Source organism: Sphingomonas trueperi, from assembly GCF_040545665.1.
GTDB lineage: Bacteria > Pseudomonadota > Alphaproteobacteria > Sphingomonadales > Sphingomonadaceae > Sphingomonas > Sphingomonas trueperi_B.
Genome location: NZ_JBEPMH010000004.1, coordinates 91,911 through 112,942 on the forward strand (window position 1 = coordinate 91,911; position 21,032 = coordinate 112,942).

Genomic DNA, 21,032 nt, shown 5'->3' on the forward strand with positions numbered 1-21,032 from the left:
CATGATGAAGACGCTATTCGGCGCCGCGCTCGCGCTCGCGCTGCTGCTGCCGCTTTCCGCCTCGGCGCAGGATTTTTCGAAGATCCCGCTGACGATGTTCGCGCTGAGCGGCTGCTGGCAGGGCGAAGGCGAGGTGCGGGGCAAGCCGGTGACGCTAACGCTTGCCGCCTATCCCACCCTGGAGCGGACGATGTTCGCGATCGACGCCACCAGCGTCGCGGTCGCCGATTCCAAGGATCGCTATGCCGCGCACCTGCTGTTCGGCGCAGTCGGCGAGGACGGTGGCATTGCCGGCCTCTGGGCGGACAGCTTCGGTGCCGCCTATACCGCCAAGGGCAAGGGCGCGCTGACCGGCGACGGCTTCACGATCACCTATGCCTATCCCGACTCCGAGTTCGTCAATCGGTGGCGCAAGCGCGACCGCACACTCGAATGGCACATCACCGCGAAGGACAAGGCGGGCAAGGAGACGGTGTTCGCGCACTACAGCCTGCGCGACACCAAGTGCCGCTAGGCGGCAGATAGCGCCGCGCCCCTTGCGCGAAACGATCCGCACGCCGATGTTTGGGCTTTAACACCTGTCCTGTAAGGGGCGGGCGATTGGCATTGGACGCATTGGGGATTTTGGTGGCAGATCCATACGTAACGCTCGGGGTGGCGCGCAGCGCGAGCGAGGACGAGATCAAGAAGGCCTATCGCAAGCTCGCCAAGGAGCTGCACCCCGATCGCAACAAGGACAATCCCAAGGCATCGGAGAAGTTCAGCCAAGTCACGCAGGCCTATGACCTGCTGACCGACAAGGACAAGCGCGCCCGCTTCGATCGCGGCGAGATCGACGGCGACGGCAATCCGATCGCGCCGTTCGGCTTCGGTGCGGGGGCAGGTGCAGGCGGCGGCGGGGGCGGCTTCCGTCCCGGCGGCGGCCAGTTCGATTTCGGCGGCGGCGAGGCCGATATCGGCGACATTTTCGAGGGCCTGTTCGGCGGCGGCAAGCGCGGCGGCGGGGGCGGCTTCAGCGGCGGGTTCGGCGGCTTCGGCCGGCGGCCCCAGCCTAAGGGCGCCAACATCGCCTATCGTCTGGCGGTGTCGTTCGAGGATGCCGCCAAGCTCGCGCCGCAGCGGATCACGCTCAAGGACGGCAAGACGATCGACCTGAAGCTCCCCGCCGGGGTCGAGGAAGGCACCCAGATGCGCCTCGCCGGCAAGGGCGAGGAAGGGCCGGGCGGCGCCGGCGACGCGATCGTCACGATCGAGATCCAGCCGCACCGTTTCTATGTGCGCGACGGCGACGACATCAAGCTCGACCTGCCGGTGACGCTGGCCGAGGCGGTGCTCGGCGCGCAGGTGCGCGTGCCCACGCCGGACGGCCCGGTGATGCTGACGGTGCCCAAGGGCTCGAGCTCGGGCAAGGTCCTCCGTCTCAAGGGTCGCGGCTTCCACAAGCGGGGCGGGGCGCGCGGCGACCTGTTCGTCACGCTGATGGTCGAGCTGCCCGTGGACGACGACGCGCTCATCGAATTTGCGCAAGGGTGGAAGAACCAGGGGAACCCACGGGGACGCATGGGCGTCTGACCCCGCGTGGACGAACCGACGCGCGCCTCGATCTCGCCCCAGTCGCCCGAAGGACGGCGGCTCGGGGTCGGCGGAAAGGTCCCGCGGCGGCTCGCCGAGCTCGGCGTGACCGAGCGGATGCTCGAGATCGTCAAGCGCGTCGCGATCGGCACGTTCAACGACGGCTTCACCTATGCGGGCAACCTCGCCTATCTGTCGCTGGTAACGCTGTTCCCCTTCTTCATCGTCGCGACCGCGCTGGCCAGCCTGGTCGGGCGCACCGGCACCGGGGTGCACGCGCTGGAGGCGTTCCTCCAGACCGTGCCGCCCGACGTCGCCAAGCTGCTGCGCGATCCGGTGATCGAGGTGCTGCACAACCGCAGCACCGGCGGCCTGCTTTGGTTCGGCGCGCTGGTCGGGCTGTGGACCACCGCGGGGTTCATCGAGACGATCCGCGGCATCGTCCGCCAGGCCTATGGCGTGTCGTCGGACAAGCCCTTCTGGCGCTACCGGCTCGGTGCGATCGGGATGATCGTCGCGGCGGTGCTGATGGTGATGCTCGCCTTCGCCTTCCAGGTGATCCTCACCGGCATCGAGCAGTTCCTCTACCGCATCCTCCCCTGGGCGACGGAGGCGCAGCGCTTCGCCTCGGCGGGCAAGGCGGTGCCGGCCTTCGCCCTGTTCGGCGCGCTCTACGTGCTGTTCTTCGCGCTCACCCCCTCGCGCTACCGATCGCGCGCCTATCCCAAATGGCCGGGGGCGCTGTGCACGACGCTGTGGTGGTTGAGCGTCACCGGCGGGCTTCCCTTGGTGCTGTCCACGCTGGGCGGCTATGGCGCGACCTATGGCAGCCTCGCGGGGGTGATGGTCGCGCTGATCTTCTTTTTCCTGGTGGGACTCGGCCTCGTCGTAGGGGCGGAGCTAAACGCCGCTCTGGCGGAAGTGCCCGAAGCCGGTCTAGAGGGGGACCAAGCACAGGAGATTCAGAAGACGTGACCGGATTGATGCAAGGGAAGCGCGGGCTCATCATGGGCCTCGCCAACGACAAATCGCTGGCATGGGGAATCGCCAAGGCACTGCACGCCCAGGGTGCGGAGCTGGCCTTTTCCTACCAGGGCGACGCACTGCTCAAGCGGGTGAAGCCGCTGGCCGAGCAGGTCGGCTCCGATTTCCTGATCGATTGCGACGTGGCGGACATGGCGGCGCTCGACACCACGTTCGAGACGCTGGCGGCGCGCTGGCCGACCATCGACTTCGTCGTCCACGCGATCGGTTTCTCGGACAAGAACCAGCTGCGCGGCCATTATTACGACACCACGCTCGACAACTTCCTGATGACGATGAACATCTCGGTGTACAGCTTCACCGCGGTGGCCCAGCGCGCGCAGCGGATGATGCCGAACGGCGGCAGCTTGCTGACGCTCAGCTACTACGGCGCCGAGAAGGTGGTGCCGCACTACAACGTGATGGGTGTCGCCAAGTCGGCGCTGGAGACCTCGGTCAAGTATCTGGCGATGGACCTGGGGCCGGAGAATATCCGCGTCAATGCCATCTCGGCGGGCCCGATCCAGACGCTGGCGGCGCGCGGCATCGGCGACTTCAACTATATCCTGAAGTGGAACCAGCTGAACTCGCCACTCCGCCGCAACGTGACGATCGAGGATGTCGGCGGCGCCGGGCTCTATCTGTTGTCGGATCTGTCGTCGGGGGTGACCGGCGAGACACACCATGTCGACGCCGGCTACAACGTGATCGGCATGAAAGCCGAGGACGCGCCGGACATCGCGTTGGCCTGACGCGAACGGGCGGCCGCGCGCCGCCCCGTTCAATCGCGGCCCAGCAGCCAGGCGCGGGCAGCCTCGACATCGTCGAACAGCATAGCGCCGGGCCGTACCTCGACGATCCTTCGGATCTGCAGCCGCGTCAGCATCGTCGAGGCGACGAAGGCGAGCCGGTGCGCCCAGTGCGTCAGCTCGGTGTCGGCGAAGTTCTTCAGCACGAAATCGGCGGTCGCCTGGGGCAGCACGTGCACGCCGCGCGCGTCGTAGAGCGTGCGGTGCTGGCCCGCCTCGGCGCCGAGCGTGAGGATCGTCGCGCGCACCTCCTCCGCGATCCAGCCGACATCCTCCGGCGAGGGCACGCCGGTGACGCGGATGACGATCAGGCGGTCCTCACGCTCGACATCGATCGTGAAGTCGACCGCGTACGGCGAGGTTGGATCCATCCTCATGGATCTCGGCCAATCGCCGTCCTGGGTCAACTGTCCGGCGGGGCAGCCCTTCGGCCGCTCTCGATCAGGCGCGGACGACGCCCAGTTCGTGGAACGGCTTCGGCTCTTCCGGCGGGCGCGCGGGCTCGTTCAGCTCGCACTGCCAGATGCCGACGTCGATCCACTGGCCGTGCTTGTACCCCGCCTCGCGAAACACGCCCGTGCGGCGAAAGCCCACCGCCTCGTGCAGCGCGATCGAATTGTCGTTGGGCAGGGTGATCATGCCGAAGGCGTGGACGAAGCCCTGCGCGCGCAGCGTGTCGACCAGCGCCTCGTATAGCAGCCGTCCGGCCCCGCGGCGCTGGGCGGTGTCTGCCATGTAGATCGAGCTTTCGACGACATAGCGATAGGCCGGCCGATCGCGGAACTTGCTGGCATAGGCATAGCCGATCACCCCGCCATCGGCGCCGTCGCCATTGGTAGCGACGATCCACGGATAATAGCCGTCGCTCGATGCCATCCGCGCCGCCATCGCGGCGGCGTCGGGCGGCTCGATCTCGAATGAGGCGGTGCCCGTCAGCACGTTCGGCGCGTAGATGGCGGAGATCGCCGCTGCGTCGTCCGGCGTGGCGGCGCGAATTCCGATCACTTCATTACTCCCATGGCGAATTGGAGAAGCGCAAGGTCGCTGGGCTGCGCGCTCGGCACGCCCAGCGCCATGCATTCGAGGCAGCGGGCCTGTACCGACCCGGCGGCGGTCAGCCGCTTGGCGTCGCCCAGCGCCTGGGCGAGCAGCAGGCGGCGCTCCTCGCCGACTCGGGCATAGGCATCGCTGCCGGCGGGGGCGTCGGCCCAGTTGCCGTCATCGTCATCGTCATTCCCCAGCGAGCCCGCGAAGCCGGCGATCGCCGCGGCGAGCGCGCTCGGTTTCTTGGCGAGATAGACCGGGCGCACCTTGGCGGGATCGAGCTTGGCGCGCTTGGCGGCCTCGGCGATGGCGTCGTTCAGTCCGCCGAAGCGATCGACCAGGCCGATCTGCCGGGCGATGCCGCCGATCCACACTCGGCCCTGGCCGATCTCGTCGACCCGCTGCGGGGTGAGCTTGCGCGACGCGGCGACCAGCCCGACGAAGCGGCCATAGCCCGCCTCGATCGCCGATTGCAGGATCGTGTCGACCGTCGCGTTGGTGCCGCCATAGACGCTGGGCTGGCCGGTGAGCGGCGTGCTCTCCACGCCGTCGGTGGTCACGCCGATCTTGGCGAGGCTGTTCTCGAAGGTGGGGATGATGCCGAAGATGCCGATCGAGCCGGTAATGGTGTTCGGCTCGGCGAAGATCACGTCGCCCGCGGTCGACACCCAATAGCCGCCGCTGGCCGCGAGGCCGCCCATCGAGACGACGATCGGCAGCTTCTGCGCCTTGGCCTGGAGGATCGCCTGGCGCATCTGCTCCGACGCCATCGCCGAGCCGCCCGGTGAATCGACGCGGACGACCAGCGCCTTGAGCTTGCCGTCCTTCAGCCCGTCGAGCACCAGCTTGCTGACGGTGTCGCCGCCCGCGGTCCCTGCGCCGCCCTTGCCGTCGACGATCTCGCCGGCGATGGTGATCACGCCGATCGCGTCGCCGCTGGTCGGCAGCGGATTGGCCTGCAGCCAGTCGGCGAGCTTGATGCCGTTGAAATTGCCCGCGCGGGCGCCGCTCGGCGCACCCACCAGCTGGGCTACGTGCTTGCCGAAGGCGATCCGGTCGCCGAGCTGGTCGACCAGGCCATAGGCCTTGTTGGCGCTGGCGATGTCGCCCTTGGCGGCGGTGATCGCCACGTCGGGCTTCATCAGGAAGTCGGCGATGCGGGCCTTGGGCCGTGCCTTCAGGATGCCCTCGCGCCACTGGTCGAGCAGGCTGCCATAGAGCGCGGTGTTGGCCTCGCGCGCCTCGGGCGACATGTCGGCGCGGATATAGGGCTCCACCGCCGACTTGAACTTGCCGACCTTGTAGACGTGGACGTTGATACCGAGCTTCTCGGTCAGCCCCTTATAATAGAGCTGGCGGCCGCCCGAGCCCATGAACAGCGATCCGCCCATCGGATGGACCCAGATCTCGCTGGCATTGGCCGCGATCTGGTAGCCGCTGTCGGTATAGGCGGTGGCATAGGCGAGCACCGGCTTGCCCGCTGCACGGACGCGGCCGACCGCGGCGGCAACGTCGCTCACCGTGGCGGGATAGCCGCCGAGGAAGCTGTCGAGATCGAGCACCACCGCCTTGACGCGGGAGTCGGTTCGGGCCGCGTCGAGCGCGCGGATCACGTCGCGGGCGCCCACCTGGCCGGCGGCGCGGGCGCCGCTGACGCTGGACAGCGGATCGGCCTCGCTCGGCTGCTCCACCAGTGCGCCGTTGAACGCGACGATCAGCGCGCCGTCGCGAATCGTCGCTGGGGTCGGACGGTGCGAGAGCGCCGCGAACAAGGCGGAAAAGAAGAGGAGGAGCAGAACCAGGACGAGCAGGTCCTTGATTCCGACGAGTATCTTCCAGGCGGTACGAACCAGCTTCACCGGCGGCTCCTCAAAGGGTATTCCGCATCGGTGCTACCGGATGCGCGCAGGCGAGGCAACGACCCGTCTTATCGATCCAACACGCTGAAAAAAGTTCCCGTCGCACCCGTTGACGAAGCAAATTCCGGTTCACATATCCCTGATGTTAGCACTCCGGGGGACCGAGTGCTAAACAGCGATTTCCACCTGAAAGAGGATCAGGCAATGAACTTCCGTCCGTTGCACGACCGCGTGCTCGTCCGCCGCGTCGAAGCCGAGGAAAAGACCGCCGGCGGGATCATCATCCCCGACACCGCCAAGGAAAAGCCGCAGGAAGGCGAAGTCGTCGCCGTCGGCACCGGCACCAAGGCCGAAGATGGCAAGGTGACCCCGCTCGACGTCAAGGCCGGCGACCGCATCCTGTTCGGCAAGTGGTCGGGCACCGAGGTCAAGGTCGACGGTGAAGACCTGCTGATCATGAAGGAAAGCGACATCCTCGGCATCGTCGGCTGAGCGACTTCGCGAACCTCAACTACCTGAAACTTAGCGAAATTTGAAAGGGCAGTCCCATGGCAGCCAAGGACGTAAAGTTTTCGCGCGACGCTCGTGAGCGCATCCTGCGCGGCGTCGACATTCTCGCCGACGCGGTGAAGGTCACGCTGGGCCCGAAGGGCCGCAACGTCGTGATCGAAAAGAGCTTCGGCGCGCCCCGCATCACCAAGGACGGTGTGTCGGTCGCGAAGGAAATCGAACTCAAGGACAAGTTCGAGAACATGGGCGCGCAGATGGTGCGCGAAGTGGCCTCGAAGACCAACGACATCGCCGGCGACGGCACGACCACCGCGACCGTTCTGGCGCAGGCGATCGTCCGCGAGGGCATGAAGTCGGTGGCCGCCGGCATGAACCCGATGGACCTGAAGCGTGGTATCGACCTCGCCGTCACCAAGGTCGTCGAGGACGTGAAGGCGCGTTCGAAGCCGGTTTCCGGTTCGCAGGAAGTCGCCCAGGTCGGCATCATCTCGGCGAACGGCGACCGTGAAGTCGGCGAGAAGATCGCCGAGGCGATGGAGAAGGTCGGCAAGGAAGGCGTGATCACCGTCGAAGAGGCGAAGGGTCTCGAATTCGAGCTCGACGTCGTCGAAGGCATGCAGTTCGACCGCGGCTATCTCTCGCCCTACTTCATCACCAACCCGGAGAAGATGTCGGTCGAGCTCGCGGATCCGTACATCCTGATCCACGAGAAGAAGCTGTCGAACCTCCAGTCGATGCTGCCGATCCTCGAAGCGGTCGTGCAGTCGGGTCGTCCGCTGCTGATCATCGCCGAGGACATCGAAGGCGAAGCGCTGGCGACCCTGGTCGTCAACAAGCTGCGCGGCGGCCTGAAGGTCGCAGCGGTCAAGGCACCGGGCTTCGGCGATCGTCGCAAGGCGATGCTGGAAGACATCGCCGTCCTCACCAAGGGTGAAGTGATCAGCGAAGACCTCGGCATCAAGCTCGAGACCGTCACGCTCGGCATGCTCGGCACCGCCAAGCGCGTCACCATCGACAAGGACAACACCACCATCGTCGATGGCGCCGGTGAAGCCGAGTCGATCAAGGCCCGCACCGAGCAGATCCGCCAGCAGATCGAAGTCACCACCAGCGATTACGACCGTGAGAAGCTCCAGGAGCGTCTCGCCAAGCTCGCCGGCGGCGTGGCCGTGATCAAGGTCGGCGGTGCGACCGAAGTCGAGGTGAAGGAGCGCAAGGACCGCGTCGACGACGCGCTGCACGCAACCCGCGCAGCCGTTGAAGAAGGCATCGTCCCCGGCGGCGGCACGGCCCTGCTGTACGCGACCAAGGCGCTCGAAGGCCTGGCCGGTGCGAACGAGGACCAGACCCGCGGCATCGACATCGTCCGCAAGTCGCTGACCGCGCTGGTGCGTCAGATCGCGCAGAACGCTGGCCAGGACGGCGCCGTCGTCTCGGGCAAGCTGCTCGACCAGAGCGACACCTCGTTCGGCTTCAACGCCGCGACCGACACCTACGAGAACCTCGTGGCTGCCGGCGTGATCGATCCGACCAAGGTGGTGCGCACCGCGCTGCAGAACGCGGCTTCGGTCGCCGGCCTGCTGATCACCACCGAGGCAACCATTGCCGAGCTGCCGGAAGACAAGTCCGCAGCCCCGGCGATGCCGGGCGGCATGGGCGGCATGGGCGGCATGGACTTCTAAGTCCGCGCTCGACGCAAAAAGAGGGGCCGGCGGAGCGATCCGCCGGCCCTTTTTGCGTTTTCGCAGCGTGGGCCGTCGGTTGCGGCGCCTGCGCGCCCCTCCCGCAAGCGGGAGGGGGATTTTGGGCGATCAATCCTTCTTGTCGTCCTTGTCGTCCTTATCGACCGGCAGTGACGGCACCGCGGCGCGCGCGGTTGCAGTCGGTGCCGCAGGCGGCTTGCAGCCCTTCGAGACGCCGAGGCCCTTGAGATAGGCGCGACGGATGGTGCCGCCATAGAGCGCCGCGGTCACCCGCTTCTCCTGCTTGTCGGCGCCGGTGACCATCCGCACCAGCCCGAAGCCCGGGATCAGCGTGCCGATGATCGCGCGGCTGCCCGCCGCGGCGATGGCGCCGCCATTGCCGCCCTTGGCGCTAGGCGCATCGGCATCGGTTCCGAGCACGGCATTGAGATCGGCGATGCCCGCGCGGATCTGCGTGCAGCTCTTGGTCCCCTGCGACGAATAGGGGGCAGAAGCCGCCAGCAGCAGCACGTCGGGAATCTTCTTCTCGTTGATCCGCAGATCACGCAGCGGCGCCTGGGCGCCGTCGCCGACGCTCTGCTTCTGCTGCTGCGCCATGGCCGGTGTCGTCAGGAGCATCGCGGCCAGCCCGGCCGCCAGTATCGTCCGCATGTCGTATCTCCCTGTTGTCCTGCAAAGCTGCGCAGCAAAGGCTCGGACCCGCAACATTGTTCCATCGCAACGATGTGCCGAATTGACTTTTGTTCGCCTGCCGCTAGGGCCGTCGACGGGCCACGCGGTCCCAACGCCGCGCGTGCTCTCTGTGAGGAGAGTCTACATGACTGATTTGACTGCCGCCGACGCCACCCTTGCGCCTGCGAAGCCCGCCACCAAACCGGCGCGCCCCTATTTTTCTTCCGGCCCCTGCGCCAAGCCCCCGGGCTGGTCGCCCGAGAAACTCGCCACCGAGTCGCTCGGCCGCTCGCACCGCTCGAAGCTGGGCAAGACCCGTCTCCAATATTGCATCGACCTGATGCGCGAGCTTCTGAAGCTCCCCGACACCCATCGCATCGGCATCGTTCCGGGCTCGGACACCGGCGCCTTCGAAATGGCGATGTGGACGATGCTCGGCGCGAAGCCGGTCACCACGCTCGCCTGGGAAAGCTTCGGTGAGGGTTGGGTCACCGATGCGGTCAAGCAGCTCAAGCTCGAGCCTACCGTGCTGCGTGCCGATTACGGCCAGCTGCCGGATCTGAACGCGGTCGACTGGTCGAACGACGTGCTGTTCACCTGGAACGGCACCACCTCGGGCGTGCGCGTGCCGAACGGCGACTGGATCGCCGAGGACCGCGAAGGCCTGAGCTTCGCCGACGCCACTTCGGCGGTGTTCGCCTATGACCTGCCCTGGGACAAGATCGACGTCGCCACCTTCTCCTGGCAGAAGGTGCTGGGCGGCGAGGGCGCGCACGGCGTGCTGATCCTCGGCCCCCGCGCGGTCGAGCGTCTCGAAACCTACACCCCTGCCTGGCCGCTGCCGAAGGTGTTCCGCCTCGTCTCCAAGGGCAAGCTTGCCGAGGGCGTGTTCAAGGGCGAGACGATCAACACGCCGTCGATGCTCGCAGTGGAAGACGCGATCTTCGCGCTCGAATGGGGCAAGGGCCTGGGCGGCGCCGATGGGCTGATCGCCCGCTCGGACGCCAATGCCGCCGCGCTCGACAAGATCGTGGAAGAGCGCGACTGGCTGGGCCAACTCGCCGAGGATGCCGCGATCCGCTCGCGCACCAGCGTATGCCTCACCGTCGAGGGCGCCGATGCCGACTTCATCAAGAAGTTCGCCGGCCTGCTCGAAAAGGAAGGCGCGGCCTATGACGTGGCCGGCTATCGCGACGCGCCTGCGGGTCTCCGCATCTGGTGCGGCGCCACCGTCGACACCGCCGATATCGAGGCGCTCGGCCCCTGGCTCGATTGGGCCTACGCCACCGCCAAGGCGGGCTGATGCCCTAAAGCCCTCTCCCCATCGGGGAGAGGGATGGGAGAGGGGCAGGACTTCGCCGTCTCTCCCGACGTGCCAGTTTCAAGACACATTCCCCTCTCCCCGACCCTCTCCCCGGAGGGGAGAGGGAGCGAAGATGGAGCATCCAAATGCCCAAGGTACTGATTTCCGACAAGATGGACCCCAAGGCCGCGCAGATCTTCCGCGAGCGCGGCGTCGAAGTGGATGAGATCACCGGCAAGACGCCGGACGAGCTCAAGGCGATCATCGGCAACTATGACGGCCTCGCCATCCGCAGCTCGACCAAGGTCACCAAGGACATTCTCGCGCACGCCACCAACCTGAAGGTGATCGGCCGCGCCGGCATCGGCGTCGACAATGTCGACATCCCCGCCGCCTCGGCGAAGGGCGTGGTGGTGATGAACACCCCGTTCGGCAACTCGATCACCACCGCCGAGCACGCGATCGCGCTGATGTTCGCGCTCGCCCGCCAGCTGCCCGAGGCCGATGTCTCGACCCAGGCCGGTAAGTGGGAAAAGAACCGCTTCATGGGTGTCGAGCTGACCGGCAAGACGCTGGGCCTGATCGGCGCGGGCAATATCGGCTCGATCGTCGCGGACCGCGCCATCGGCCTGCGCATGCGAGTGATCGCCTATGATCCGTTTCTCACGCCCGAGCGCGCGCTCGAAATGGGTGTCGAGAAGATGACGCTCGACGACCTGCTGCTGCGCGCCGACTTCATCACGCTGCACACGCCGCTGACCGACCAGACCCGCAACATCCTCAGCCGCGAGAATCTCGCCAAGACCAAGAAGGGCGTGCGGATCATCAACTGCGCGCGCGGCGGACTGATCGACGAGGCGGCGCTCAAGGACGGGCTCGATTCGGGCCATATCGGCGGCGCGGCGCTCGACGTGTTCGTGCAGGAGCCGGCCAAGGAACACCCGCTGTTCGGCACGCCCAACTTCGTCGCGACGCCGCACCTCGGCGCGTCGACCACCGAGGCGCAGGTCAATGTCGCGATCCAGGTCGCCGAGCAGCTCGCCGACTATCTGGTCACCGGCGGTGTCACCAATGCGCTCAACGTGCCGAGCCTCTCGGCCGAGGAAGCGCCGCGGCTCAAGCCCTATATGGCGCTGGCAGAGAAGCTGGGCGGCCTGGTCGGCCAGCTCGCGCATGGCGAACTGACCAGCATCGCGATCGAAGTCGAGGGTGCGGCGGCCGAGCTCAACCAGAAGCCGATCACCAGCGCGGTGCTCGCCGGGCTGATGCGCGTCCATTCGGACACGGTGAACATGGTCAACGCGCCGTTCCTCGCCAAGGAGCGCGGTCTCGACGTGCGCGAAGTGCGCCATGACCGCGAGGGCGATTATCACACGCTGGTGCGCGTGACCGTCGGCACCCAGGCGGGCGACCGTTCGGTGGCCGGCACGCTGTTCGGCAACGCCGCGCCGCGGCTGGTCGAGCTGTTCGGCATCAAGGTCGAGGCCGATCTCGCCGGGCACATGCTCTACATCGTCAACGAGGACGCGCCGGGCTTCATCGGCCGCCTCGGCACCACGCTGGGCGAGGCCGGCGTCAACATCGGCACCTTCCACCTCGGCCGCCGCTCGGCCGGTGGCGAGGCGATCCTGTTGCTCTCGGTCGACGAAGCGGTGGACGACGCGCTGCTCGGCAAGGTCCGCGCGCTCCCGGGCGTGAAGACCGCCATGGCGCTCGGCTTCTGAAGCCATTAGGGGAGGCGCCCATGACTGGTCTCCTCCCCGAAGGGTTTCACGATCGATTGCCGCCTGCCGCCGATGCGGCGGCGCGGCTCGAGACGCGCGTGCTGGGGCTCGCGCGGCTCTATGGCTATGAGCAGGTGGATCCGCCGCTCGCCGAATTCGCCGACGAGCTGGCGACGCGGCTCAAGACGGGCGCGGTGCATAATGCGGTGCGCTTCGTCGATCCCGTGTCGCAGCGCAGCCTCGCCATCCGTCCGGACCTGACCGCGCAGGTGGGCCGCATCGCCGCCACCCGGATGGGGCACCATCCGCGGCCGGTACGGCTCTGCTATGCGGGGCAGGTGCTCAAGCTCAAGGCGCCGGCGCTCGATCCGCGCAGGGCGATGCGCCAGATCGGCTGCGAGCTGATCGGGCGCGACAGCGTGGGCGCCGCGATGGAGGTCGTGCGGGTTGCGATCGAGGCGCTGCAGTCGGCGGGCGTAGAGGGGCTGGCGATCGATTTCACGCTGCCCGATCTGGTCGACACGCTCGCCGGTGGTACCTTGCCGCCGGAAAAGCTGACCGCGCTGCGCGAGCGTCTCGATGCCAAGGATGCCGGCGGCGTTGCCGCGATCGATCCCAAGTATCTGCCGCTGATCGAGGCGGCCGGTCCGTTCGACGGCGCAATGGTCAAGCTGCGCGCGACCGATGCCGGTACCGCGCTGGCGAGCCGCATCGACGGACTTGCAACGATTGCGGCGAGCATTCCGGCGGGCGTTGCGCTGACGCTCGATCCTACAGAGCGGCATGGTTTCGAATACCAGACCTGGCTCGGCTTCTCGATTTTCGCGCGCGGCGTTCGCGGCGAGATCGGCCGGGGCGGAACCTACACGGTGGTGCATGACGGCGGCCGCGAGGAGCCTGCGGTCGGCTTCTCGCTCTACGCCGACTCGATCCTCGACGCGGGGATCGGCGGCGACGCGCGTCGCCGGCTGTTCCTGCCGTTCGGCACCGATGCGGCGATCGGTGCGGCGTTGCGGGCCGAGGGCTGGGTGACGGTCACCGCGCTGGAGGCGGAGGATACGCCCGAGGCGCAGTTGTGCAGCCACGAGCTGCGCGACGGGGTGCCGACCGCGCTCTGAGCCATCGCCGTCGCCCCCGAAAAGGGGCGACGGCATGGGCCTCACTCCATCTGGTCGATCAGCGCCTGGATCGGCGCGAAGGCGAACGCCACCGAGCTGTCCGCCACCCCGTACGGGATGAACAGGCTGTCGCCGTGGCGGATCGCGCCGCAGGTGTAGACGACATTGGGCACATACCCCTCGCGATCCTGGTCGGCGGCGGCGAGCAGCGGCGCGCGCGAGCGGGCGAGCACCTTGGACGGATCGTCCTTGTCGAGCAGCGCGGCGCCGATCGAGTACTTCCGCATCGCGCCGACGCCATGGGTGAGCACCAGCCAGCCCTGATCGGTTTCGATCGGCGGGCCGCAATTGCCCATCTGCACCAGCTCCCAGGGGAATTGCGGCTTGATGATCAGTTCGCCGCCTTCCCAATGGGTGATGTCGTCCGAGCTGTGCAGGAAGATATTCTCGCCGTCCTGCCGGCCGAGCATCATGTACTTGCCGCCCACCTTGCGCGGGAACAGCGCCATGCCCTTGTTGCGCGCGGCGCTGCCGGTCATCGGCACGAGGTCCAGCCCGCGCCAGTCATGGGTGCGCAGCAGCTCGGACTGGATGCCCGAACCGTTATAGGCGGTATAGGTGCCGATCCATTCGACCGTGCCGTCGTCATGGGTGAAATGGCAGATCCGCAGATCCTCCAGCCCGTTCGACTGGGCGCGGGTGATCGGGAAGATCACCGTGCCCGACAGCGTCGAATCGCGGTGGCGATAGATGCGCACCGGGCCTTCCATGCGGCGCTCGTCGGGCTCGCGCGCGTCGGCGGCGGTGGCGAAGGGCGGCTCGGGGGCCAGCACCAGCTCGTTGCCGTCGGTGATGATGCCCTCGCGGAAGGCGACCGAGGAGATATGGCCTTCGCCGACCGCGCGCAGCGACATCAGGATGCGCATGCTGCCCGGCGGCATGCCGGTCTGGTCGTAATGCGGCACCGCGCTGGGGTTCATCAGCGCGGCGGCGGCATAGCTGTATTCGTGGCAGAAATAGGCACCGAGCAGCTGGCGCTTCTCGTCGCCGATCGCCGCACCGTCGAGGCCGAGCATCGCCTCGATCTCGTCATAGCGCGTCATGAACACGCGCCGCGTCTGCCAGTGCCGCGCCTCGAAGTCCTTGAGGACCAGTTCGAGCTCGGCGCGCGCCTGGCCCGGCGACAGCGCCAGCACTTCGCTGACGATCCGCTCGGTCCGGCTGGGCGCGCCGCCATTGGTCGACGCCCAGGCGATGTGGAAAGGACGCACGACGACGCGCGACGGATCGGCACGAAGCCGCAAGGGATGGTGAAACAGTTCCGGCATTGGCAACCCCCGGGGAACGCGCTCGTTACGGCGCCGTCCCCCGGTATCGCTTCAGGCGACGGCGAGTTCCGGTCCTGCCACGCTTTTATTGCCCTTTGAAAGAGCCGAGATCGCGCAATTCGCCAGTTGGAGTGCGAGAATCGACTCGGCACCTTGATTTCGATTAAGCCCGGTCGGCATCAGCCCGTCGAAGCAACCGCCATCGGCGACACTGGCGAGCGGCGTGTCGAGATCATTGGCACCCAGATACCAGCGATAAGCCCGCATCGCCTCTTCGGCCCAGCGCGCTTCGCCGGTCGCTTCGTGCGCGGCCAGGCACGCGTCGATCGTCGCCTGCGCTTCGAGCGGCTGCTGGTCGAACGGCAGCGGCTCGGCATATTCGCGGCCGAAGCTCTCGGTGCCGACGGCGCGGAAGCGGCCCTCGGGCGAGGTCTGGCGCTCGGCGATCCAGGCGAGCGTCTCCAGCCCGGTATCGAGGAAATCCCGGCGCCCGAGCACCTTGCCGGCACGCAGCAGCGCCTCGGGCAGGCGGGCATTGTCGTACGCCAGCACGATCTCGAACCAGCTCCACGCCGGACGGCGGGTGCGTTCGAGCAGCGCGACCAACTCGTCGCCGAAGCGGGTGAGGATCTCGCGCGACAGGGCGTGGCCCGGATGCGCCTCCGCCATCGCCGCGGCGCCGAGCATCGCAAAGGCGTGCGCGCGCGGGCTGCCGAGATCGAAGGCGATCGACGCGGTCTCGTCGAACAGCACCGAGGCCCAGTCGCGATGCTTCTGCGCACGCGCGTCGCGGGCGGTGACGCCCAGCGCCCAGATCGCGCGGCCGTTCGAATCTTCCGAGCCTTCGTCCTCGCACCAAGTGCGGTCGAAGTTCATGAAGTTGCGGAACTTGCGCTTGTCCGAATTCCAGGCGTGCTGGACGAAGCCGCCATAGATGGCGGTCCAGCGATCGCGGACCGCCTCCTCGACGTCGTCGATCTTGCTCATCAGGATCAGCGCGCGGGCATTGTCGTCGATGCAATAGCCGTGGCGGCGATCGGGCACCGAATAGATCGAGTGCTGGAGCATGCCGGTGGCATCGCTCATCCGCTCGACCGCGGTCAGCACCGGGGAGAGCGTCGGCAATTCGTTCGTGGCGGTGCGGATGCGGTGTGGCCTTTCATCGAGGATCGCGTCGAACGCGCCGATCGCGCGCTCGGCAAGCCGGGTCCACAACATGGTGCGGCCGCGGTCATAGGCGCGTCGGGCAAGCGCGAGACGCGCTTCCTTGTCGCCGAGCAGGCGGTTGATCTCGCGCGAGAAGGCCGCGCTGTCGCCGAAATCGACCAGCACGCCGTGATCCTGGTCCAGGATCTCGGTCGCATGGACATAGGGGGTGGAGACCACCGGCTTGCCCATGCTCACCGCATAGGAAAGCGTGCCCGAGGTGATCTGTGCCGGGTTCGGATAGGGCGTCGCATAGATGTCGGCCGCCTGGAGATAATCCAGCAGATCGCTCTGCTCGACGAAGCGATTGACGAAGGCGACGTTGTCTTGGAGACCCAGCGCCGCGATCTGCGCCTTCAGCCGGTCGCGATAGGCCTCGCCTTCATGCGCGACGAGATGGGGGTGGGTGGCACCCAGGATCACGTACAATGCGTTCGGATGCGCGGCGGCGACCGCCGGCATTGCCTCGATCATCGTCTCGATGCCCTTGCTCGGGGCGAGCAGGCCGAAGGTAAGGATGACGTCGCGGCCTTCCCAGCCATATTGCGGCTTGAAATCGGCCGTGTCGGCAAAGGCGCGATCGGGGACGCCGTGGGGAATGACCTCGATCTTGCTGTCGTCGACGCCGTGGACGCGCTTGAGGATCTCTCGGCCTTTCTCGGCCATGACAATCAGCGTCGAGGCGCGGCGGATCAGCTTTTCCATCACTCTGCGCTCGTCGGCGCTCGGGCGCTCGAGCACGGTGTGGAGCGTGACGATCACCGGGATGGAGATGCGGTCGGTCAGCGCGAGCAGCAGTTCGCCCGCCGCGCCGCCGAAGATGCCGTATTCATGCTGGATCCACAGCGCCTCGGCGCCGCTCGCCTCGATCTTGCGGGCGGTTTCCAGATAGGCGCTGCGATCGTTCTGTGCGATCGAACCCGTCACCTGCGGCGGATAGGCATAATGGCCAGGCAGGTCGTCCATCGCGTAGACGTCGACCTGGATATCCGGATAGCGCTCGGCGAGCGCCGTATAGGTGTCGGTAGTAAAGGTGGCGATGCCGCACTTGCGCGGCAGGAAGTTGCCGATCAGGGCAAGATGCCGGATCCGAGGACCCATAGGAGACCGTGCCATGGCGGACCTTTCGCTACTGCATGATGGACTCGGCCCAAATCTGGGCCTTATGTCCTGTTAAACTCCCGTTTTTCGAATAAGTTGCACTTTCGCTGCAACGCACAACTCTATACCTGACGAAGCGTGCTGTAAATCTGCCGTTCAGCCGCGGCCGCGATATCCGGGAACCCCCTGATCGGGGATCCAGACGTCTTCGGGCGGCTTGCCCGACTGCCAGAACACGTCGATCGGAATACCACCGCGCGGGTACCAATAGCCACCGATTCGCAGCCAGAGCGGCTGCATCTCGCGGAACAACCGCTCGCCGATGCCGACGGTGCAATCCTCATGGAAGGCGCCGTGGTTGCGAAAGCTGCCGAGGAACAGCTTGAGCGACTTGGATTCGACGATCTTCTCGCCCGGCACGTAATCGATCACCAGATGCGCGAAATCCGGCGCGCCGGTGATCGGGCAGAGCGAGGTGAATTCGGGCGCGGCGAAGCGCACCAGATAGCGCGTGCCCGCACGCGGATTGGGAACATAGTCGAGTTCCGCTTCTTCCGGGCTGGCGGGCAGGGCGGATTGCTTACCGAGATGCTTGGCGTCCATGGCCGCCATGTAGGCGTTTGCCGTGCGGTTTCCATAGGGCTAGGACCTACCCGCATGGACGGATTGATCACCACCGAAGCACTGGCCGGCCTGCTCGGCGCCCCCGACCTGCTGGTCCTCGACGCAACCTACACCTCCACCATCCCCGGCGCGGCCAGGCAGGATCCGCGCGCGGAGTTCGAGGCGGGGCACATTCCGGGCGCGCGGCTGCTCGATCTCGACACGCTGGTCGATGCCGAGAACCCGCTGCCCTCGATGCTGCCCAAGCGGAGCGTGTTCGAGGAACGGATGGCGCAGCTGGGGGTGATGGGCACCACTCGTATCGTCCTCTACGACAACAGCCCGCACCACACCGCCTGCCGCGCCTGGTGGGTGCTGCGGATGTTCGGCGTCCGCGCGGCGATCCTCGACGGGAACATGGGCCATTGGCGCGCCGAGGGGCGGCCGGTGCAGGCCGGACCGCATCTGGCCGCCACCACCAGCTTCACCGCCGGCGAGCCGGTGGCGCAGCTGCGGACGCTCGACGACATGCGCACCACCACCGCGCAGATCGTCGACGCGCGTTCGGCGGCCCGCTTCACCGGCGAGGAGCCCGATCCGCGCCCCGAATGCGCCGCCGGGCATATGCCGGGGGCCAAGAACATCCCCTATGGCCGATTCTTCGAAAGCGACGGGCACTGGAAGTCGGCGGAGGGCATCCGGGCGGAATTCGATGCCGCCGGGCTCGACCTGACCCGGCCGCTGGTCGCCACCTGCGGCTCGGGCATCACCGCATCGGTGATCGTCTTCGCCGCGCATCTGCTCGGCCACGAGATCGCGCTGTACGACGGCAGCTGGACCGAATGGGGCGCGCAGCCCGATACCGCCAAGGTGGTCGGCGCATGAGCGGACACGACGACAAGCACGCGGACGGGGAGGCGACCAAGATCGTCCATGCCGGCCGCCGGCCCGAATGGACGCAGGGCATCGTCAACCCGCCGGTGTGGCGCGCCTCGACGATCCTCTACGACAATATCGCCGAGATGCGCGAGCGGGGCAGCGCCGACACGCACCACAAGCTCTATTACGGCCGCCGCGGCACGCCGACCCAGTGGTCGCTGGCCGACGCGCTGACCGAGCTGGAACCGGGTGCGCAGGCGACCTTGCTCTACCCGTCGGGCGTAGCGGCGATCACCACCGCACTGCTCGCGGTGCTCTCGCCCGGCGACGAGGTATTGTTGCCCGACAGCAGCTACGAACCGACGCGTGCCTTCGGCAACGGGATGCTCAAGCGGCTGGGCATCACCGCCACCTATTACGACCCGCTGATCGGCGCGGGCATCGCAGCGCTGTGCAGCGAGCGGACCAAGGCGATCCTGATGGAGAGCCCCGGCAGCCTCACCTTCGAGGTGCAGGACGTGCCCGCGATCGTTGCGGTCGCCAAGGCGCGCGGGATCGTCACGCTGCTCGACAACACCTGGGCCGGGCCGCTCTATTTCCCGGCGATCGAGAAGGGCATCGACTATACGATCCTGTCCTGCTCCAAATATGTCGTCGGCCATTCGGACGTGATGCTGGGCTCCGTTACCGCCGCGCCGGGCCACTATGAGAAGCTGCGCGCGACCACCTACCAGCTCGGTCTCTGCGCAAGTCCCGACGACGCCTATCTGGGGTCGCGCGGGCTGCGGACGATGGAGGTGCGGCTGCGCCAGTCGGGCGCGAGCGGGCTCAGGATCGCGCAGTGGCTGAAGACCCGGCCCGAAGTGGCGCGGGTGCTCCACCCGGCGCTGCCCGACTGCCCGGGGCACGAGGTGTTCCTGCGCGATTTCCGAGGGAGCGCCGGCCTGTTCTCCTTCGTGCTAAACGGCGGCGGCGATGCTGCGCGCACCGCGTTGATCGACGGGCTCCGGCATTTCGGCATCGGCTTCAGCTGGGGCGGCTATGAAAGCCTTGCCATCCCCGCCGATCCGCAGCGGATCCGCACCGCGTCGCGCTGGGAGGCAGAGGGGCCGATGATCCGGCTCTATGTCGGGCTGGAAGACACCGACGACCTGATCGCCGATCTCGAGGCAGGGCTCGCGCGCTTCGCCGCCGCACGCGGATGATCCGCGAATTGCTCGACCGGTTCGCCGGCATGGGGATGCGGTTTCCCTCGCCGGCCGAACTGGGCGAGTTGGCGGTGGCGCTGGGCCTGGCTGGACTTGCGCTGACGATCGGCGTGCTCGTCGGCCGGCGTATCGGCGCGCAGGTTGCAGGGCTGTGGCACCGCATCGCCGGCGAGCATGTCAACGGAATCCAGGCGCGGCTTTGCCGGATCACCCGCTACCTGACCGTCGCGTTGCTGCTCTCGCCGGTGGCGAGCGGCTATGGCTGGCACCCGCCGGCGACGCTGCTGCTCGGAATCGCATTGGGGCTGGCGATGGCGCTGGCGGTGGTGGAGGTGCTGCGCGGGCTGGGCCTGCCGCGGCTCGCCACCTGGCCGATGGGGGCGATCGCCTTCACCTCGCTGCTCAGCAAGACGATGGGCGGGCTGGGGGTGATCGAGGCGCTGCTGGCGCGCGTGGGTTTCGACATCGGCACGCGGCGGCTGTCGCTGCTGTCGCTGCTCACCTTCCTCGTCACCGTCACGATCATCTATGCGTTGGTGCGGATCGCCAACCGGCTGCTCGCCCAGTGGATCGGCCGGGCCAAGGGGCTCGATCCCACCCAGCAATTGCTCGGCCAGAAGCTGGCGAGCATCGCCATCGTCACCGCCGCCTTCTTCGTCGGCATCGATCTGCTGGGGATCGACCTCACCACCTTCGCAGTGTTTTCGGGGGCGTTCGGCCTGGCGATCGGCTTCGGCATGCAGAAGACGGTCGGCAACCTGATCGCGGGGATCATCCTGCTGATGGACCGCTCGATCAAGCCGGGCGACGTGATCGTGGTGGGGGACAGTTTCGGCTGGGTGAACAAGATCGGTGTGCGCGCGGTCTCGGTGATCACGCGCGACGGCAAGGAGCATCTGATTCCGAACGAGAATCTGATGACCCAGGAAGTCGAGAACTGGTCCTACACCGATCGCAACGTGCGCGTGCGGATCACGGTGACCGTCGCCTATGGCTGCGATCTGGAGCTCGCGCAGGATCTGATGCTGCGCGCGGCGACCGAAAGCCCCCGCGTGCTCGACACGCCGCAGCCCAATGTGTGGCTGACCGCGCTCGGCGAGAACGGCGCGGCGCACGAGATCCTGGTGTGGATCAGCGATCCCGAGAGCGGCGTCGGCAACGTGCGCAGCGACGTGCTCAACCGGCTGTGGAAGCTGTTCGGCGAGCACGGGATTACCGTGCCGGCGCCGCGGCGGGATGTTCGGGTGCGGGGGGTGGAGTAAGCCAGCCAAGTCCCCCTCACCCTTCCGCCGCTGCGCGGCTCCCTCCCTCTCCCACAAGGGGAGAGGGACCAGGACGCCGAAACTCCCTCTCCCCTTGTGGGAGAGGGA

The 21,032-nt window shown here is 67.3% G+C and carries 19 protein-coding genes; 12 read left to right on the forward strand and 7 right to left on the reverse strand.

Features of this window, described 5'->3' with window-relative positions:
• Position 1: 1 nt before the first annotated feature.
• From ABIC65_RS13940 to fabI, 4 genes are all read left to right on the forward strand, one after another.
• Positions 2–514 carry a hypothetical protein gene (locus ABIC65_RS13940; RefSeq protein WP_354309537.1) on the forward strand — a complete coding sequence of 171 codons (513 nt, stop codon included), beginning with the start codon at positions 2–4 and terminating at the stop codon, positions 512–514.
• Between the two features lie 113 nt (positions 515–627).
• Positions 628–1,572, forward strand: coding sequence for a J domain-containing protein (locus tag ABIC65_RS13945; protein ID WP_354309538.1), 945 nt, complete (start codon positions 628–630; stop codon positions 1,570–1,572).
• A gap of 6 nt (positions 1,573–1,578) precedes the next feature.
• A complete protein-coding gene (locus ABIC65_RS13950; protein ID WP_354309539.1) occupies positions 1,579–2,547 on the forward strand; it encodes a YihY/virulence factor BrkB family protein in 969 nt (322 codons plus the stop codon).
• Entirely contained in the window at positions 2,544–3,347 is an 804-nt protein-coding gene (fabI, locus tag ABIC65_RS13955) for an enoyl-ACP reductase FabI (protein ID WP_168846719.1), read from the forward strand. The genes ABIC65_RS13950 and fabI overlap by 4 nt, the downstream gene beginning before the upstream one ends.
• A 29-nt stretch (positions 3,348–3,376) precedes the next feature.
• Here the strand turns inward: fabI and ABIC65_RS13960 are convergent, their stop codons facing one another.
• The 3 genes from ABIC65_RS13960 to sppA all read right to left on the reverse strand — a co-directional run bounded on the left by ABIC65_RS13960 (position 3,377) and on the right by sppA (position 6,307).
• Positions 3,377–3,781 (reverse strand): hypothetical protein, encoded by a 405-nt coding sequence (locus tag ABIC65_RS13960; protein WP_354309541.1) that lies wholly within the window; start codon positions 3,779–3,781, stop codon positions 3,377–3,379.
• A gap of 64 nt (positions 3,782–3,845) precedes the next feature.
• Positions 3,846–4,409 (reverse strand): GNAT family N-acetyltransferase, encoded by a 564-nt coding sequence (locus ABIC65_RS13965; protein ID WP_354309542.1) that lies wholly within the window; start codon positions 4,407–4,409, stop codon positions 3,846–3,848.
• Positions 4,406–6,307, reverse strand: coding sequence for a signal peptide peptidase SppA (gene sppA / locus ABIC65_RS13970; RefSeq protein ID WP_354309544.1), 1,902 nt, complete (start codon positions 6,305–6,307; stop codon positions 4,406–4,408). The genes ABIC65_RS13965 and sppA overlap by 4 nt, the downstream gene beginning before the upstream one ends.
• A 204-nt stretch (positions 6,308–6,511) precedes the next feature.
• Here sppA and groES point away from each other — a divergent pair, with 204 nt between their 5' ends.
• Positions 6,512–6,799, forward strand: coding sequence for a co-chaperone GroES (groES, locus tag ABIC65_RS13975; RefSeq protein WP_064310559.1), 288 nt, complete (start codon positions 6,512–6,514; stop codon positions 6,797–6,799).
• 56 nt (positions 6,800–6,855) lie between these two features.
• Positions 6,856–8,499, forward strand: coding sequence for a chaperonin GroEL (gene groL / locus ABIC65_RS13980; RefSeq protein ID WP_354309546.1), 1,644 nt, complete (start codon positions 6,856–6,858; stop codon positions 8,497–8,499).
• Between the two features lie 129 nt (positions 8,500–8,628).
• Here groL and ABIC65_RS13985 read toward each other — a convergent pair whose 3' ends face one another.
• Positions 8,629–9,171 (reverse strand): hypothetical protein, encoded by a 543-nt coding sequence (locus ABIC65_RS13985; protein WP_354309547.1) that lies wholly within the window; start codon positions 9,169–9,171, stop codon positions 8,629–8,631.
• 166 nt (positions 9,172–9,337) lie between these two features.
• Between ABIC65_RS13985 and ABIC65_RS13990 the strand changes: the two genes are divergently transcribed.
• The 3 genes from ABIC65_RS13990 to ABIC65_RS14000 all read left to right on the forward strand — a co-directional run bounded on the left by ABIC65_RS13990 (position 9,338) and on the right by ABIC65_RS14000 (position 13,337).
• Entirely contained in the window at positions 9,338–10,495 is a 1,158-nt protein-coding gene (locus ABIC65_RS13990; protein WP_354309549.1) for a phosphoserine transaminase, read from the forward strand.
• 146 nt (positions 10,496–10,641) lie between these two features.
• Complete coding sequence (gene serA, locus ABIC65_RS13995; RefSeq protein WP_354309551.1) at positions 10,642–12,219, forward strand: phosphoglycerate dehydrogenase; 1,578 nt, start codon at positions 10,642–10,644, stop codon at positions 12,217–12,219.
• A 20-nt stretch (positions 12,220–12,239) separates the two neighbouring features.
• A complete protein-coding gene (locus ABIC65_RS14000) occupies positions 12,240–13,337 on the forward strand; it encodes an ATP phosphoribosyltransferase regulatory subunit (RefSeq protein WP_354309553.1) in 1,098 nt (365 codons plus the stop codon).
• Positions 13,338–13,378: 41 nt separating this feature from the next.
• Here ABIC65_RS14000 and ABIC65_RS14005 read toward each other — a convergent pair whose 3' ends face one another.
• The 3 genes from ABIC65_RS14005 to queF form a co-directional block, all read right to left on the reverse strand.
• Positions 13,379–14,665: a glycoside hydrolase family 130 protein gene (locus tag ABIC65_RS14005; RefSeq protein WP_354309555.1), complete on the reverse strand. Its 1,287-nt coding sequence runs from the start codon at positions 14,663–14,665 to the stop codon at positions 13,379–13,381.
• Between the two features lie 51 nt (positions 14,666–14,716).
• Positions 14,717–16,987 carry a glycosyltransferase family 4 protein gene (locus ABIC65_RS14010; protein WP_354309556.1) on the reverse strand — a complete coding sequence of 757 codons (2,271 nt, stop codon included), beginning with the start codon at positions 16,985–16,987 and terminating at the stop codon, positions 14,717–14,719.
• Positions 16,988–17,128: 141 nt separating this feature from the next.
• Positions 17,129–17,575, reverse strand: a complete 447-nt coding sequence (queF, locus tag ABIC65_RS14015; RefSeq protein ID WP_121072553.1) for a preQ(1) synthase — start codon at positions 17,573–17,575, stop codon at positions 17,129–17,131.
• A gap of 54 nt (positions 17,576–17,629) precedes the next feature.
• On the opposite strand from queF, the gene ABIC65_RS14020 reads away from it, so the two are divergent.
• The 3 genes from ABIC65_RS14020 to ABIC65_RS14030 are packed head-to-tail and all read left to right on the forward strand — an operon-like array spanning position 17,630 to position 20,924.
• The gene (locus tag ABIC65_RS14020) at positions 17,630–18,460 is read left to right on the forward strand and encodes a sulfurtransferase (RefSeq protein WP_354309557.1); all 831 of its coding nucleotides are present in this window, start codon (positions 17,630–17,632) and stop codon (positions 18,458–18,460) included.
• Positions 18,457–19,659 (forward strand): cystathionine beta-lyase, encoded by a 1,203-nt coding sequence (gene metC, locus ABIC65_RS14025; protein ID WP_354309558.1) that lies wholly within the window; start codon positions 18,457–18,459, stop codon positions 19,657–19,659. Before ABIC65_RS14020 ends, metC begins: the two co-directional genes overlap by 4 nt.
• Positions 19,656–20,924, forward strand: a complete 1,269-nt coding sequence (locus tag ABIC65_RS14030) for a mechanosensitive ion channel family protein (RefSeq protein WP_354309560.1) — start codon at positions 19,656–19,658, stop codon at positions 20,922–20,924. The genes metC and ABIC65_RS14030 overlap by 4 nt, the downstream gene beginning before the upstream one ends.
• Positions 20,925–21,032 lie beyond the last annotated feature (108 nt).

Bases quoted from the DNA above. Each gene is read 5' to 3' on its own strand.
- ABIC65_RS13960 (WP_354309541.1), bottom strand. From the start codon at position 3,781: ATGAGGATGGATCCAACCTCGCCGTACGCGGTCGACTTCACGATCGAT.
- ABIC65_RS14005 (WP_354309555.1), bottom strand. From the start codon at position 14,665: ATGCCGGAACTGTTTCACCATCCCTTGCGGCTTCGTGCCGATCCGTCG.
- ABIC65_RS13990 (WP_354309549.1), top strand. From the start codon at position 9,338: ATGACTGATTTGACTGCCGCCGACGCCACCCTTGCGCCTGCGAAGCCC.
- groES (WP_064310559.1), top strand. From the start codon at position 6,512: ATGAACTTCCGTCCGTTGCACGACCGCGTGCTCGTCCGCCGCGTCGAA.
- serA (WP_354309551.1), top strand. From the start codon at position 10,642: ATGCCCAAGGTACTGATTTCCGACAAGATGGACCCCAAGGCCGCGCAG.
- ABIC65_RS13940 (WP_354309537.1), top strand. From the start codon at position 2: ATGATGAAGACGCTATTCGGCGCCGCGCTCGCGCTCGCGCTGCTGCTG.
- ABIC65_RS14030 (WP_354309560.1), top strand. From the start codon at position 19,656: ATGATCCGCGAATTGCTCGACCGGTTCGCCGGCATGGGGATGCGGTTT.
- ABIC65_RS14000 (WP_354309553.1), top strand. From the start codon at position 12,240: ATGACTGGTCTCCTCCCCGAAGGGTTTCACGATCGATTGCCGCCTGCC.
- groL (WP_354309546.1), top strand. From the start codon at position 6,856: ATGGCAGCCAAGGACGTAAAGTTTTCGCGCGACGCTCGTGAGCGCATC.
- ABIC65_RS14020 (WP_354309557.1), top strand. From the start codon at position 17,630: ATGGACGGATTGATCACCACCGAAGCACTGGCCGGCCTGCTCGGCGCC.
- metC (WP_354309558.1), top strand. From the start codon at position 18,457: ATGAGCGGACACGACGACAAGCACGCGGACGGGGAGGCGACCAAGATC.
- ABIC65_RS14010 (WP_354309556.1), bottom strand. From the start codon at position 16,987: ATGGCACGGTCTCCTATGGGTCCTCGGATCCGGCATCTTGCCCTGATC.
- queF (WP_121072553.1), bottom strand. From the start codon at position 17,575: ATGGACGCCAAGCATCTCGGTAAGCAATCCGCCCTGCCCGCCAGCCCG.
- ABIC65_RS13985 (WP_354309547.1), bottom strand. From the start codon at position 9,171: ATGCGGACGATACTGGCGGCCGGGCTGGCCGCGATGCTCCTGACGACA.